Source organism: Hanstruepera marina (assembly GCF_019880635.1).
Lineage (GTDB): Bacteria > Bacteroidota > Bacteroidia > Flavobacteriales > Flavobacteriaceae > Hanstruepera > Hanstruepera marina.
Genome location: NZ_JAINVX010000002.1, coordinates 126,898 through 140,436, shown reverse-complemented (window position 1 = coordinate 140,436; position 13,539 = coordinate 126,898). Strand labels below are relative to the sequence as shown.

Genomic DNA, 13,539 nt, shown 5'->3' with positions numbered 1-13,539 from the left:
TATATTGTTAGAATTTGATTAAGTTTATGGTTTAAAACTCGCCTTTATGAATAGATTATTTGTTTTCCTAATGCTTTTCACACTGTTTCAAAATGTTATAGCTCAAAATTTTACGACCGCCTTTGAAAAAAGTAATGGCACCGAAACAGCTACTTATTACCAAACCATTGCTTATTATGAAAGTTTAGCCAAAACCTATCCGGAAATTTCTATTCAAACTATTGGGAAAACCGATTCCGGCGAACCCTTACACCTAATCACCTTAAATCCTGATAAAGTATTTGATTTTGACAACATAAGGCAAACTGACAAACGTATTTTATTGATAAACAATGGGATTCATCCAGGTGAAAGTGATGGTATTGATGCCACAATGATGCTCTATCGCGATATTGTTCAAGGAAAAATTAACATGCCAAAGCATACGGTTTTGGCAACCATTCCAATCTATAATATTGGTGGTAGTTTAAACCGGAATTCTGGAACACGCGCCAACCAAAACGGCCCCAAGGAATACGGTTTTAGAGGCAATGCCAGAAACTATGATTTAAATCGAGATTTTATAAAATGTGACACCGAAAATGCCAAAGCCTTTGCTCAAATTTTTCATTTAATAAAACCCGATGTATTTATAGATAACCACGTAAGCAATGGCGCTGATTATCAATACACGCTAACCCATTTATTTACCCAGCATAACAAATTAGGCGGCTCATTAGGCAATTACCTTCATACTGAAATGATGCCAGAATTGGAAAACAAACTCGCCAAAAAAGACTGGGATATTACACCTTATGTAAATGTATTCAATCAAGTGCCCGAAAAAGGCTTTAGCCAGTTTATGGATTACCCACGATATTCAACAGGTTATACAACGCTCTGGAACACACTAGGCATGATGGTAGAAACGCACATGCTTAAACCCTACAAACAACGTGTTGAAGGGACTTATGAATTGATGATAAGCATGATTGAAATTATTGAAGAAAATTATGAAGAAATTGGATTGATTAGAAAAAGTGCTCAAAATGTTTTTAATGTAGGTGAAAAATACACTTTGGATTGGGAAGTTGACGAAAGCCAAACCAGCACTTTACAGTTTAAAGGCTACGAAGGCGAATTTATTAAAAGTGACATTACTGGTAGCAACCGTTTGAAATATGATCGTAAAAAACCATTCACCAAAGATGTGGTTTACAAAAACTATTTCAAACCCAGCATTGAAACTACCGTGCCTAAAGCCTATATTGTTCCTCAAGGCTGGCATGATGTGATTGACTTATTAAAGTTGAACCGTATTGAAATGAAACAATTTAAAAAGGATACAATCATTTTTGTTGAATCGTATAGAATTTCAAATTTTGAAACGCGAAAGTCTGCTTATGAAGGACATTACATGCATTATAACACACAAGTCAATTCATCAGAAGAAAAAATAACCTTCAGAAAAGGCGATTACTTAATTTCAACTGATCAATTAGGAAAACGCTATTTATTGGAAACATTGGAACCGCTAGCTCCCGATTCGTTTTTTAATTGGAACTTCTTCGATACTATCTTGCAACAAAAAGAAGGGTTTTCGCCTTACGTATTTGAAGATGAAGCGTTGGAATTACTGAATACCAATCCTGATCTAAAGGCAGAATTTAAAAAAAAGAAAGAAGCAGACGCGCAATTTGCTGCTAATTGGTACGCACAACTCAACTGGATTTTTGAGCGCTCCAATCATTACGAAAAAGCCCACTTGCAATATCCCGTTTATCGTGCAAAATAAAAAACACCTCACAAAATGAGGTGCTTCTTCTTAACTAAAAAATGGTTGGTTAATTAGAAAAGTATTATTCTACTGATATACCAGAGTTTGGACTTATACGCATAGTTTTATATTCGGTAGCCTCTGTACAACCCGTAAACTCAAAGTTTTCATCAAACATTGGTTGCGCATCACTAATACGACAATGCCCATTAGCGGTTTCGTTGGAAGCATTTTCTCCTGTAGGTATATAAAATGTAAATACAAGACCAGGTATTGGCTCAAACACTTCAACTACATACTCACTAATAAAATTATAATTAAAGGTTCCTAATTGCCCTTCTACACAGTCACTTGAATATGCCGTTTCAAAAGAAGGGAAACTGATTATAGCTGCCGATGGCGAATTAGTGTGAATTGAAAATCGTGCTCTTCCATTTGGCATAGCCTCTATGCTTCCTAAACCACCAATAATATAAAGACTCTCGCCTGTATTGGCTGCATAAGACAAATTATAACCGTCTTGCAATAACATTATACCATTACCATTGTTTCGTTGGTATTGTCTTGAGTTAATAAATTCTCTGAATTCAGGGCTTGATTGGAGTATTTCAATTGTTTCAGATAAACTTCTTGAGTTTTCTAAAGTAACATTCTGTTCAATTGGCTCTGAAATTTCTTCGGTATTACAACTAAAAGCAAATAGTGCTAATGCGATAATTAAAATTGAATTCTTCATAATTGGTTGATTTTAGATTAATAGATTAATTAATTAGTTGATTTAGCATTTACATTTCTAAATCTGAAACCAATATTAATTCATCAAAAATTGCCATCCTATTTCTTTTTATCCAACAACACAGCATTTGTACAACCGGTTTATCAAACGGAAAAAACCACTTGATAAACCATTGGATTAGTTAATCAATAGAGTATTAATAATTACCGTATCTTTAATCTACATTCCGCCAAAGAAATTAATAGCAATGAATTTAGAACGAAATACACATTTTATCAATCTTGATAATTTAGTTTCCATATCAAGAGGTAATTCAGATAGAATGTTAAAATACCTGAATCAATTTCAAGAACTCATTCCAGAGCGCTTACAACAACTTAAAAAGGCCTTAAATCAAGATGACCGTAGACAAATTCGCCAAATACTTCATAAAATGAGTCCTCAACTACAATTCTTTGGTATTCAAGACATTATTACACCTATACAAAGACTTGAGTTTGAGTATGAAACCATACCTTTTATTGAACTGGAAGCTCTTGGCAACGATATAATTTATAAATTAGAAGGAGCAACAAAAGAGGTATCACAAATTATTGAAACACATTTTGAGTAACCTGAAATCAACATCCAAACCCATAAAATGTATCATTATTGATGATGATCCTTTTATTCAAGATTTATTAAAGGATAAACTCAATCAATATTTCCCCGAAATTCAGATTCTGGGTTTAGGGAATAATGGTCAAGAAGGTATCCTTAAAATCCAACAATTAAAACCTAACTTAGTTTTTTTAGATGTCGAAATGACTGATATGACTGGATTCGAGATGCTTTCCAAATTGGATGCCATTACATTTAAAACGATTTTTATTACATCATACAAGCATTATGCAATTAAAGCAATCAGATTCAATGCTTTGGATTATTTGTTGAAACCATTTGATTTAGAAGAATTAAAAAATGCCATACTTCGTTTTAAGAAGAATCAAAAATCAAATAATGTTCCGGTTGCTCTACAAAATTTGAAGTTAAAACAAGCAAGCGATCAAATTTTAATTTTAAAAACCCAGCAAGGTGAATTACATATACAATTAAAAGACATTATTAATATAGAAGGCGAACGGAATTATAGCTACATCAATATGGTAAACAGCAAGAAAGAATTAGTGTCAAAAACGTTAAGTAATCTGGAGGAGTTACTGGAAGACAAAGGCTTTTTTAGATGTCATAAATCGTATTTAATTAATAAGTTGCATATTACAGAAAACCCCAACGGCTCTACACTATTTTTATCAAATGGTATGAAAATTCCAATTTCTAGACGAAAAAAAGACACTTTTAAAAATTGGTTCAATAATGTAGTAATATGAGATACACCATAACTCTATTTGTATTATTATTATCTATATTGGCTTTTGGACAACATGATCAAGACTCATTACAGAATGCTAATTTACTTGAGTTTGAAAGACTGGAAAGTGAATTACAAAACGTTAGAGCTAATGGAGATATCCAATCCGAAATACACATTTTAAATGATATATTATATCATAAATTAGGGAGCTTTCAAGATTTTACATCTAGCTATTTCGATGCGAAAAACCTTGAGGATTTAATTGAAGAAAATCCGCAAATTCATGTTTCAAACAAATTAAAATCCAAGTTATTTGACAATATAAGTTGGTTATTACAAAGTCAGGAAGAAACCGAAGAGAGCATCGTATATATAAAAAAAGCTATTCAAGCAGCCAATAACGATCAGGATATAAAACAAGCTAAAACCCATTTAATAAGGCTTGCCATATTAGAAAATGATTTAGGTAATAAACAAAAATCAGATTCTATATTCCAACACATACAAGAATGGGCAATATCTCAAAACGATACTGAATTCCTTGCGGCTCAATATGAAACTAAAGCCTGGATGGCACTTATTCAAGAAAATTATACCGAAACCATAAGATATGGAAATATATGCCTAAGACTCAGTAACAATTTTGTGCGAACCACTTACAATAATATGTCAGAGGCGTATTTAAAATTGAACAAGCCTGATTCAGCATTAATTTATGCGAAAAAGACTTATAATGCAGTTGTAAGTTCTGGTCATATGGCTGATAGAGCCAATGCTCATCAAAGCTTAAGAAAAAGTTATGCTGCATTAAATGATTTTGAACAGGCCTATTACCATTTTAATGAATATTATAAAATTAGCGAGAAGCATAACTCCTATAAAACTGCTCAAAAAATAGGTAACTACAACTTGCAAAGGCAAAAGGAATTAACTCGCATAAAAGAAGCCATAAATACTGAAAAATTAGCTAATCAGCGTCTGATAATTTGGATAATTTCTGGTAGTTTAATAATCTTAATCATAGGATTAATTTATATTTTCAATCGTTTAAAACTTATTAGAAGACAAAACACAATCATTGCTCAAGAAAAAGCGCGTGCAGAACAGTCAGAAAAATATAAAGAACAGTTTTTAGCCAATATGAGTCATGAGATTCGAACCCCTATGCATGCTATTTCCGGCATGACTGGTAGCCTTCTACGAAACACTCACCTTAAAGAACAAGCACCTTATTTAGAAGCTATGAGAACCAGCTCTGATAATCTTCTGGTTTTGTTGGATGATATTCTCGACTTATCAAAAATAGAATCGGGAAAATTAGAAATACAGCATGTTTTAATGGATCCTAAAGCAGTTATAGATAGCGTAATCAAAACCTTGCAATATAGAGCAAAAGACAAAGGCCTTCAAGTAACCGCTAATATAGCCCCTAATGTTCCTGACGCGATTGTTGGGGATTCCTTGAGGTTAAATCAAATTCTAATTAATCTGGTTGGAAACTCTATAAAATTTACTGAACAAGGCTCAATACTTATTAGTTGTTCATTAAAAAAAGCTAACGATATCCTATTTTGTGTTTCGGATACTGGAATAGGAATATCTGAAGATATGATAAAAACAATATTTAATTCGTTTGAACAAGGCGAAAAATCAAAATCCCAAATATTTAAAGGAACTGGCCTAGGATTAAGTATTTCAAAAAAACTAGTGGAATTACAGGGTGGTGAAATATGGGCAGAAAGTGAATTAGACAAAGGCAGTAAATTTTGTTTTACCCTGCCATTAATCAATCAACTTTCTGATAACATAGACAAGGCAATCCTTACAGAATCTGAACTTTTGAAAATAGGGTTAAAACTAAAAGGCATAAAGATTCTACTTGCAGAAGATGACGAATTCAATACTATGGTAATTGAAGATGACTTAAACTATTTTATTAAAAATTTCACTTTAAAAAAAGCTAAAAATGGGCAAGAAGTTTTAGAGCTTTTCAAATTAAATACTTTTGACATCATATTAATGGATATGCATATGCCTGTTTTAAATGGTATTGAAGCTACTATTGAAATTCGTAAAATAGAATCAAGCAATAATGTAACTAAACACATACCAATATTGGCCATGACTGCAAACATTGTAAAATCTGAACTCGATAAATGCATCGAGTCTGGCATGAATGCTGTTATACCCAAACCCTATAAACCTGAACAATTACTAGTAAAATTATCTGATTATTATATTTAAAACGTGTTGTAAATCAGCCTTACAACAACAATCAATTTAAGCTAAACCAAAGACTTAATATTAGCGTAAGAGTTTTTCATGGCTTTTTTCATTTCTTTATTATTAAGCCATGCAACTTTAGTTATACCTTCATTGACCTCTGGTATAAACTCACCATCAAATTCAGTGTACATTTCAAACCAATAGGTAATTTTAATTCGGTATTTACCATTACGTTTAAATATATGATAGGTAGTTTCTAAAGGTTTTGTAATTCTCAAACCCGTAACACCTGTCTCCTCCTCTACTTCACGTATAGCAGAGGCTTCAATAGGTTCTTTTTTTTCGGTCTTACCTTTTGGCAAATCCCATTTACCATTTCTAAAAATAAAAAGTACTTCTCCTTTCTTATTCAATACCTTGCCGCCACCAGCAATAACATTTGGCAACTTTTTCAGAAACTTTTTAAGTAGTTTTTTTTCGTTATGGTGAATAACATATACCTTTTTTCTATTTGTAGTATTAAGTTCTTTGATTACCTTTTTAAGATTAACCGATTTAAGCTGGTAATTTTCAAACTCACTTTCCTTTTTAACTTTCGTCGTTAAGATAATGGGCTTATCATTAACAAAAACTTTATACATATTTTGGGTACATGATGTTTAAGTTTTGTAAAAATATCAATTTTTAAACGATGACAAAGGTTTTAAAAAATTTAATTTAATGTTGTGAAATTGAAATACAGATTAGCGAAAAAAGTGTAATTTTGCGACTATGATTTTCAACAAACATACCGCTAGGAAAACCGCCGAAGTTTTACTTCAAATAAATGCCATCAAACTACAACCTAAAAACCCTTTTACTTGGGCTTCAGGTTGGAAATCGCCCATTTATTGCGACAATCGTATTGTGTTATCCTATCCGCCAATTCGTAATTACATTCGCGAAACCATGGCCAAGCAAATAGAAAAACAATATGGAAAACCAGATGTTATTGCTGGAGTCGCAACCGGAGCAATTGGCATTGGCATGTTAGTAGCTGAATATTTAGGCCTGCCTTTTATTTATGTTAGACCAGAAGCAAAAAGCCATGGTCGCCAAAACCAGATAGAAGGTCATCTAGAGAGTGGTCAAAATATAGTTGTTGTTGAAGACCTCATTAGTACCGGAAAAAGCAGTTTGAATGCGGTTAAGGCCATACAGGAAAGCAAAGGTAATGTTAAAGGCATGATCGCTATTTTCTCTTACGATTTTCAGGTAGCAAGAGATAATTTTGAAAAAGCTGGCGTTCAATTATTAACCTTAAGCGATTATGATTCGCTTTTAGAACAAGCCCAGCATACAAATTACATATCCAGCAAGGAACAAGACATTTTAGCATCTTGGAATGCCAATCCATCAGAATGGAACACTAATTGATTAGTGAAGTAACAAAAACACAATTATGAATTTAGAATCTCCAAAAACAACTGTAAATAAATCACCTGAAGAGGTCTTTGATTTTTTATCTGATGTCAAAAATTTCGAAAAGCTTATGCCTGAAAACATTAGCAAATTTGAAGTATTAGACACTGATAAGTTTTTGTTTGCTTTAAAGGGCATGCCAGAAATTGTCTTGAAAAAGAAAGAAGTTACTGCACCTAACAAAATTGTTTTAGGAGCTGCTGGTGGTAAAATAGATTTTTCACTTGTTGGACATATTGAAGGCATTGATTCTAATACAAGTCATGTTCAGTTGGTATTTAACGGTGATTTCAATCCTATGATGGCCATGATGATAAAAGGTCCCATTACGAAGTTTATAGAAACACTTTCTACAAACATTCCTTCAGCAATTTAATACAAAAGCTGAATCTCTTTTAAGTCATATTCACGTAATTCGTTATCTTCAATCAAGACCTGCAATTTACCAGAATTTGTAACAGCTTTTATAAAGCCGGAAAACAGATGCCCTTGTGCGTCTTTAAATGTTGACGGTTTATCTTTCCGGAATAAAAACGATTCATAGTCCTGCTTTATTTTGAACAATTCATTCTGTTCCAATAGGTCTAAATAATATTTTAAATGTGTAATAAAACCCAATAGCAGTTCATCTAAATTATAGTGGACACCTGTTATTTTGCATAATGAAGACGCTTGTGGCAAATTATCAAATTGCAACTGGTTTACATTCAAGCCAACACCAATAATAGCAGATTGCAAATTGTTTTGCTTAACCAAATACTCTATTAAAATACCACATATTTTCTTCTTTTCTGACAAAATGTCGTTAGGCCATTTTATCTTCAATTTAGGTATTGAAAATTGCTTAAGCGTTTTTATTAATGCCAAACAAGTGGCCATACTAATATAAAACTGCAGGTTAAAAGGTAAAAAAGAAACATCAACAAACACGCTAGCCATAAGGTTTTTGCCTGTTTCGCTTTCCCAAGAAGTCCCCATTTGACCGCGACCGGAATTCTGTTCGTCAGCTACAACAACTGTATAATCGGTAAGACTTTTGTCACTACTTAATTGCCTTAAATATGAATTTGTAGAATCAGTGGCATTAAGTTTGATTATATGCATTAGAAAAAGTTATTAATCAGCTTAAAAAATCTTATGATTTTTTTACAGTATAAAGAACTAAAAAATAATAACTTTGCACAAATTAAAACAAATTAATGGCGAAAAAACATTCGAATGCAGACCAGTTAATTGCTGCTATATTAAGTGGAATTGAAGATGTAAAGGGTAAAGAAATAAATATTCTAGATTTACGCGAAATTGAAAACACAGTTTGCGACTATTTTATTGTATGCGAAGGTACTTCCAACACACAAGTTAATGCCATTGTAAACGCTATCCAAAAAAAAGTTAGTAAAGAACTAAAAGACAAGCCTTGGCATATTGAAGGAGAAAGTAATGCTGAATGGGTATTAATGGATTATGTAAATGTTGTTGTACATGTTTTTCAAAAACATATACGAGAATATTATGATATTGAAAGCCTTTGGGGTGACGCAAAAACAACAGTAATAGAAACAAACTACTAAACAGATTAATGATAAACGACAATAAAAAACCGAAAGCCAAAAAACCTAAATTTAATCCGTATTGGATTTATGGTGGAATAATAGTCATCTTTTTAGCCATGCAAATTTTAGGTGGCAGTGGATTTCAAGACACAAAACAAACTACGCCTTCCCAATTCATGGCCTTTCTTCAGGATGGTGATATAGAAAAAGTAGAAATTGTAAACAGACGAGAAGCCAAAGTTTATTTAACAAAGGAAGCTGAACAAAAAGAAATACATAAGAATTCTAAACCGACTTCTCTATTACCTTCAGCCACAAAACTGCCAAATTATACGTTTGAATTTGGTGACCTTCAAAACTTTGAAGATGAAATAGCCACCATTATAAACGCCCAGAATTTAGACCCTAAACCTAAAATTGAATATAAAACCGAACAAAACCTTTGGGGTGATTTCCTTATTGGACTTTTGCCATTTATTTTATTAATTGGGGTTTGGATTTTTATCATGAGACGTATGTCATCAGGTGCTGGTGGTGGAGCAGGCGGACAAATATTTAATATCGGAAAATCTAAAGCCAAGCTATTTGATGAAAACGATGAAGTAAAGACATCTTTCAAGGATGTTGCTGGTTTAGAAGGTGCCAAAGAAGAGGTACAGGAAATTGTAGATTTCTTGAAAAACCCAGAAAAATACACTTCTTTGGGTGGTAAAATACCAAAAGGAGCTTTACTAGTAGGCCCTCCAGGAACTGGTAAAACCTTATTAGCTAGAGCTGTAGCCGGAGAAGCCAAAGTACCTTTCTTTTCATTATCCGGTTCAGATTTTGTTGAAATGTTTGTAGGTGTTGGAGCTTCAAGAGTACGTGACTTATTTAAACAAGCCAAAGAAAAATCACCTTCAATTATATTTATTGATGAAATTGATGCTATTGGTCGTGCTCGTGGAAAAAGTAATTTTTCGGGCTCTAACGACGAGCGTGAAAACACACTTAACCAGTTATTAACTGAAATGGATGGCTTTGGTACAAACAGTAATGTTATTGTATTGGCTGCAACAAACCGAGCTGATGTTTTAGACAAAGCCTTAATGCGTGCCGGACGTTTTGATAGACAAATTTTTGTTGACCTTCCAGACGTTCGTGAACGTAAAGAAATTTTTGAAGTACACTTAAGACCTTTAAAAAAGGCCAAGGATTTAGATTTAGATTTTCTATCTAAACAAACACCAGGTTTTTCAGGAGCAGATATAGCCAATGTATGTAACGAGGCCGCTTTAATTGCTGCCAGAAATGGCAAAAAAGCAGTTGACAAACAAGACTTTTTAGATGCTGTTGATAGAATAGTTGGCGGATTGGAAAAGAAAAACAAAATTATTACGCCAGACGAGAAAAAAGCAATCGCCTACCACGAAGCAGGTCATGCGACTGTTAGCTGGATGCTTGAACACGCTGCACCTTTAGTAAAAGTCACTATTGTTCCTCGTGGTCGCTCATTAGGTGCTGCGTGGTATTTACCTGAAGAGCGCTTAATTGTTAGACCAGAACAAATGCTCGATGAAATGTGTGCTGCCCTTGGTGGTCGAGCTGCTGAAAAAGTGATTTTCAATAAAATTTCTACTGGAGCCTTAAGTGATTTAGAAAAAGTTACAAAACAAGCCAGAGCGATGGTCACCATTTATGGCTTAAGCGATAAGGTTGGTAATTTAACGTATTATGACTCTTCAGGGCAAAGCGAGTATGGCTTTACAAAACCGTATAGCGAGCAAACTGCAGAGCTAATTGATAAAGAAATTTCAGATATTATTGAAGAACAATACGAACGTGCAGTTAATCTTTTGGAATTACATAAAGATAAACTAACACAATTGGCTGAAGTTCTTCTAGAGAAAGAAGTGATTTTTAAAGACAATCTGGAAAAAATCTTTGGAAAAAGACCTTTTGATAAATCTGAAGAAATAAACAAAACAGAAAAAACTTCTGATGAAGAAGAATAAAAACCAATAGTATTTCTGTTAACTTTAACTAAAAATCTTAAATAAACCCAAAGGTTCGTTTAAGATTTTTTATATTTGAAAAACACCTTAAATCACTCAGATTAATAGCGCAATATAAATGAGTCTTTTTAGAAAAATTTTTGGTTCAAAATCTGATAGTTCAGAAGAAGAATTAAAATCAAGCGATAGAGGCAAATATATGCCTGAAATAAAGCTACCAATAGATGAAAGGTTTACCATAAACTTTAAAGCTAATGGTGGAAAGTTTTTGTATTGCGAAAATTTAGATGAAGTTTTTGAAAGTTTAGACTTAATTTTAAAGGAAAACGATTGGGAAAACAAAAACGGTTTAATACTAGATGCCAATCTTAAAGACCGGTTTAAGAACACCAATATTAAAATACACGATTCGCTTCGTGACGCTTCATTTTTTGTTACTACTTGCGAAAATTTAATTGCTGATGATGGTTCCTTGCTTATATCGTCCAATCAAATAGCCGAAAAAAAATTAGGTGAATTCCCTAACAACCTTATTGTATTTGCAACAACAAGTCAGATTGTAGGTAGTATTGGTGAAGGTTTACGAGGTATAAAACATAAAAATAAAACAAGTATCCCTACAAACATCACTACTATAAAGCACTTTAAGTCTCAAGAAGAAAAGGACTTCTTGAGTTACGGCAGCAGCTCTAAAAATTTATACTTACTTCTTTTAGAAGACCTTTAAAATGAAAGAAATTCTTGTAAGATCTTTTACGGGTTTGGTGTATATTTCATTATTAATGGTATCATTATTAAATGAGCATGCTTTAATCATTTTATTTTATTTTTTTGGGCTTATCTGTTTAGCCGAGTTTAAAAAATTAATTGAATACAAATCATTCTTCCCCTATATATTTTTTACTGTTTTGTACCTAGTATTTGGCTACTGGCAGTTTTTCATGAATTCGCATACAGGGTTGGATGAAGCTACTCAAATCCTACAAGTGGTTACCATATTTGTGCAGTTGTTTTTAATAAAGGATTTATTTACTGAAAAGCGTATACCGCTTTTTATATCCAAACGGTTTATACTAACAACATTCTACTTGTCAAGTGCTTTTGTCTTTTTAATATTAATAGCAAATTATAACAACAAATATGAACCCTTAATATTATTTGGTTCTTTTGTACTGATTTGGACAAACGACACCTTTGCTTTTTTGGTGGGTAAAAATTTTGGCAAGCAAAAATTATTTGAAAAAATTTCACCTAAAAAAACAGTAGAGGGTTTTTTAGGCGGATTGCTTTTTGCATCGATAGCAAGCTATTTTATTGCTACCTTTACAGAAACACTAACCTTTAACCAATGGTTAATATTAGCCATTATAATTAGTGTATTTGGTACTTTAGGAGATTTAATAGAATCTAAATTTAAACGCCAAGCTGATGTAAAAGACAGCGGTATTATTATGCCTGGTCATGGTGGATTGCTTGATAGGTTAGATAGTATTATTTTTGCAGCTCCATTTATTTATTTGTTTTTAGAAATTATTTAATATGTTTCATAAAGAAGGTCATAAAATTATAGTACTAACACTAATTGTGGTTGTTGGACTATTTTTACTTGTAGACAGTTTTAATCTTGCCTCATGGTTAAGCACTGTAATTATGCTTGCACTTTTAGTGTTTTTGGTTTTAATTCTCCAATTTTTTAGAAACCCAAAACGCAACATCTTTCTTAACGATTCACATGTTGTTTCGCCTGTTGATGGTAAGGTAGTAGTTATAGAAGAAGTAGAAGAGCCTGAATATTTTAAAGACAAACGTATACAGGTTAGTGTTTTTATGTCGCCCATAAATGTTCATGTTACGCGTTATCCCATTGGAGGCGAAGTCGTTTTCAGTAAATATCATCCTGGAAAATATTTAGTTGCTTGGCACCCAAAAGCCAGTGAGGAAAATGAACGTACAACCGTTGTTGTTGAAAACCCTTCATTTGGAAAAGTGCTATACAGACAAATTGCAGGTGCACTTGCTAAACGTATTGTAAATTATGCCAAACCAAATGACAAAGTTAGTCAAGGTGACGATTCTGGGTTTATAAAATTTGGTTCTAGAGTAGATTTATTTCTACCTTTAGATTCCGAAATTAAAGTACAGCTTAATCAAAAAGTTAGAGGTGGTGAAAGTGTTATTGCAGAAATAAAATGACTTCAGAAGAATTAGATATTGCCTTTAAAGACGCTGTAGCACGAATTAATGCGCACACCGAGCCATTTCCGGCAGATTTCTTACTGCGTTTATATGCTTACTACAAAAAAGCCACTAACAATTATGGCAGGCCAAGCAGTAAAAAACCCATAATCAATGCGTTTAAAACCAACGCCCTATTTCAGGTCAAGAACATTTCAACAGACGAGGCTAAACAAATTTATATAGACTTGGTAGACAATTACTTTTTATACAGAAAGTAATAA

Annotated in this window: 15 protein-coding genes; 12 read left to right on the top strand and 3 right to left on the bottom strand. The window is 32.9% G+C overall.

Annotated features, from left to right (window positions below):
- The first annotated feature begins 46 nt into the window (after nucleotides 1-46).
- Nucleotides 47-1,774, top strand: a complete 1,728-nt coding sequence (locus K7G76_RS08305) for a M14 family metallopeptidase (RefSeq protein ID WP_255572963.1) — start codon at nucleotides 47-49, stop codon at nucleotides 1,772-1,774.
- A 64-nt stretch (nucleotides 1,775-1,838) separates the two neighbouring features.
- Here K7G76_RS08305 and K7G76_RS08300 read toward each other — a convergent pair whose 3' ends face one another.
- Nucleotides 1,839-2,492 carry a hypothetical protein gene (locus K7G76_RS08300; protein ID WP_223033744.1) on the bottom strand — a complete coding sequence of 218 codons (654 nt, stop codon included), beginning with the start codon at nucleotides 2,490-2,492 and terminating at the stop codon, nucleotides 1,839-1,841.
- 247 nt (nucleotides 2,493-2,739) lie between these two features.
- Here K7G76_RS08300 and K7G76_RS08295 point away from each other — a divergent pair, with 247 nt between their 5' ends.
- From K7G76_RS08295 to K7G76_RS08285, 3 genes are read left to right on the top strand one after another with little or no spacing between them, the layout of a single operon-like run.
- Entirely contained in the window at nucleotides 2,740-3,105 is a 366-nt protein-coding gene (locus K7G76_RS08295) for an Hpt domain-containing protein (protein ID WP_223033743.1), read from the top strand.
- Nucleotides 3,098-3,862 carry a LytR/AlgR family response regulator transcription factor gene (locus K7G76_RS08290; protein ID WP_223033742.1) on the top strand — a complete coding sequence of 255 codons (765 nt, stop codon included), beginning with the start codon at nucleotides 3,098-3,100 and terminating at the stop codon, nucleotides 3,860-3,862. The genes K7G76_RS08295 and K7G76_RS08290 overlap by 8 nt, the downstream gene beginning before the upstream one ends.
- A complete protein-coding gene (locus tag K7G76_RS08285) occupies nucleotides 3,859-6,090 on the top strand; it encodes an ATP-binding protein (RefSeq protein ID WP_223033741.1) in 2,232 nt (743 codons plus the stop codon). The genes K7G76_RS08290 and K7G76_RS08285 overlap by 4 nt, the downstream gene beginning before the upstream one ends.
- A gap of 41 nt (nucleotides 6,091-6,131) precedes the next feature.
- Here the strand turns inward: K7G76_RS08285 and K7G76_RS08280 are convergent, their stop codons facing one another.
- A complete protein-coding gene (locus tag K7G76_RS08280; protein WP_223033740.1) occupies nucleotides 6,132-6,713 on the bottom strand; it encodes an NUDIX hydrolase in 582 nt (193 codons plus the stop codon).
- A gap of 130 nt (nucleotides 6,714-6,843) precedes the next feature.
- Between K7G76_RS08280 and pyrE the strand changes: the two genes are divergently transcribed.
- Both pyrE and K7G76_RS08270 read left to right on the top strand, forming a co-directional pair.
- Nucleotides 6,844-7,488: an orotate phosphoribosyltransferase gene (gene pyrE, locus K7G76_RS08275; protein WP_223033739.1), complete on the top strand. Its 645-nt coding sequence runs from the start codon at nucleotides 6,844-6,846 to the stop codon at nucleotides 7,486-7,488.
- Between the two features lie 25 nt (nucleotides 7,489-7,513).
- Nucleotides 7,514-7,909, top strand: a complete 396-nt coding sequence (locus K7G76_RS08270) for an SRPBCC family protein (protein ID WP_223033738.1) — start codon at nucleotides 7,514-7,516, stop codon at nucleotides 7,907-7,909.
- On the opposite strand, the gene K7G76_RS08265 is transcribed toward K7G76_RS08270, so the two are convergent.
- The gene (locus K7G76_RS08265; RefSeq protein WP_223033737.1) at nucleotides 7,906-8,637 is read right to left on the bottom strand and encodes a biotin--[acetyl-CoA-carboxylase] ligase; all 732 of its coding nucleotides are present in this window, start codon (nucleotides 8,635-8,637) and stop codon (nucleotides 7,906-7,908) included. The genes K7G76_RS08270 and K7G76_RS08265 overlap by 4 nt on opposite strands.
- A gap of 95 nt (nucleotides 8,638-8,732) precedes the next feature.
- Here K7G76_RS08265 and rsfS point away from each other — a divergent pair, with 95 nt between their 5' ends.
- From rsfS to K7G76_RS08235, 6 genes are all read left to right on the top strand, one after another.
- Nucleotides 8,733-9,104 carry a ribosome silencing factor gene (gene rsfS, locus K7G76_RS08260; RefSeq protein WP_223033736.1) on the top strand — a complete coding sequence of 124 codons (372 nt, stop codon included), beginning with the start codon at nucleotides 8,733-8,735 and terminating at the stop codon, nucleotides 9,102-9,104.
- A gap of 8 nt (nucleotides 9,105-9,112) precedes the next feature.
- A complete protein-coding gene (ftsH, locus tag K7G76_RS08255) occupies nucleotides 9,113-11,080 on the top strand; it encodes an ATP-dependent zinc metalloprotease FtsH (RefSeq protein WP_223033735.1) in 1,968 nt (655 codons plus the stop codon).
- 118 nt (nucleotides 11,081-11,198) lie between these two features.
- Nucleotides 11,199-11,807, top strand: coding sequence for an LUD domain-containing protein (locus K7G76_RS08250; RefSeq protein ID WP_223033734.1), 609 nt, complete (start codon nucleotides 11,199-11,201; stop codon nucleotides 11,805-11,807).
- Nucleotide 11,808: 1 nt separating this feature from the next.
- Nucleotides 11,809-12,618, top strand: a complete 810-nt coding sequence (locus K7G76_RS08245) for a phosphatidate cytidylyltransferase (protein WP_223033733.1) — start codon at nucleotides 11,809-11,811, stop codon at nucleotides 12,616-12,618.
- A 1-nt stretch (nucleotide 12,619) separates the two neighbouring features.
- Nucleotides 12,620-13,273 (top strand): phosphatidylserine decarboxylase family protein, encoded by a 654-nt coding sequence (locus tag K7G76_RS08240; protein WP_223033732.1) that lies wholly within the window; start codon nucleotides 12,620-12,622, stop codon nucleotides 13,271-13,273.
- A complete protein-coding gene (locus K7G76_RS08235) occupies nucleotides 13,270-13,536 on the top strand; it encodes an acyl-CoA-binding protein (RefSeq protein ID WP_223033731.1) in 267 nt (88 codons plus the stop codon). The genes K7G76_RS08240 and K7G76_RS08235 overlap by 4 nt, the downstream gene beginning before the upstream one ends.
- The last annotated feature ends 3 nt before the right edge of the window (nucleotides 13,537-13,539 follow it).

Bases quoted from the DNA above. Each gene is read 5' to 3' on its own strand.
- K7G76_RS08305 (WP_255572963.1), top strand. From the start codon at position 47: ATGAATAGATTATTTGTTTTCCTAATGCTTTTCACACTGTTTCAAAAT.
- K7G76_RS08285 (WP_223033741.1), top strand. From the start codon at position 3,859: ATGAGATACACCATAACTCTATTTGTATTATTATTATCTATATTGGCT.
- K7G76_RS08250 (WP_223033734.1), top strand. From the start codon at position 11,199: ATGAGTCTTTTTAGAAAAATTTTTGGTTCAAAATCTGATAGTTCAGAA.
- K7G76_RS08235 (WP_223033731.1), top strand. From the start codon at position 13,270: ATGACTTCAGAAGAATTAGATATTGCCTTTAAAGACGCTGTAGCACGA.
- K7G76_RS08300 (WP_223033744.1), bottom strand. From the start codon at position 2,492: ATGAAGAATTCAATTTTAATTATCGCATTAGCACTATTTGCTTTTAGT.
- K7G76_RS08265 (WP_223033737.1), bottom strand. From the start codon at position 8,637: ATGCATATAATCAAACTTAATGCCACTGATTCTACAAATTCATATTTA.
- K7G76_RS08280 (WP_223033740.1), bottom strand. From the start codon at position 6,713: ATGTATAAAGTTTTTGTTAATGATAAGCCCATTATCTTAACGACGAAA.
- K7G76_RS08240 (WP_223033732.1), top strand. From the start codon at position 12,620: ATGTTTCATAAAGAAGGTCATAAAATTATAGTACTAACACTAATTGTG.
- K7G76_RS08295 (WP_223033743.1), top strand. From the start codon at position 2,740: ATGAATTTAGAACGAAATACACATTTTATCAATCTTGATAATTTAGTT.
- rsfS (WP_223033736.1), top strand. From the start codon at position 8,733: ATGGCGAAAAAACATTCGAATGCAGACCAGTTAATTGCTGCTATATTA.
- K7G76_RS08245 (WP_223033733.1), top strand. From the start codon at position 11,809: ATGAAAGAAATTCTTGTAAGATCTTTTACGGGTTTGGTGTATATTTCA.
- ftsH (WP_223033735.1), top strand. From the start codon at position 9,113: ATGATAAACGACAATAAAAAACCGAAAGCCAAAAAACCTAAATTTAAT.
- K7G76_RS08270 (WP_223033738.1), top strand. From the start codon at position 7,514: ATGAATTTAGAATCTCCAAAAACAACTGTAAATAAATCACCTGAAGAG.
- pyrE (WP_223033739.1), top strand. From the start codon at position 6,844: ATGATTTTCAACAAACATACCGCTAGGAAAACCGCCGAAGTTTTACTT.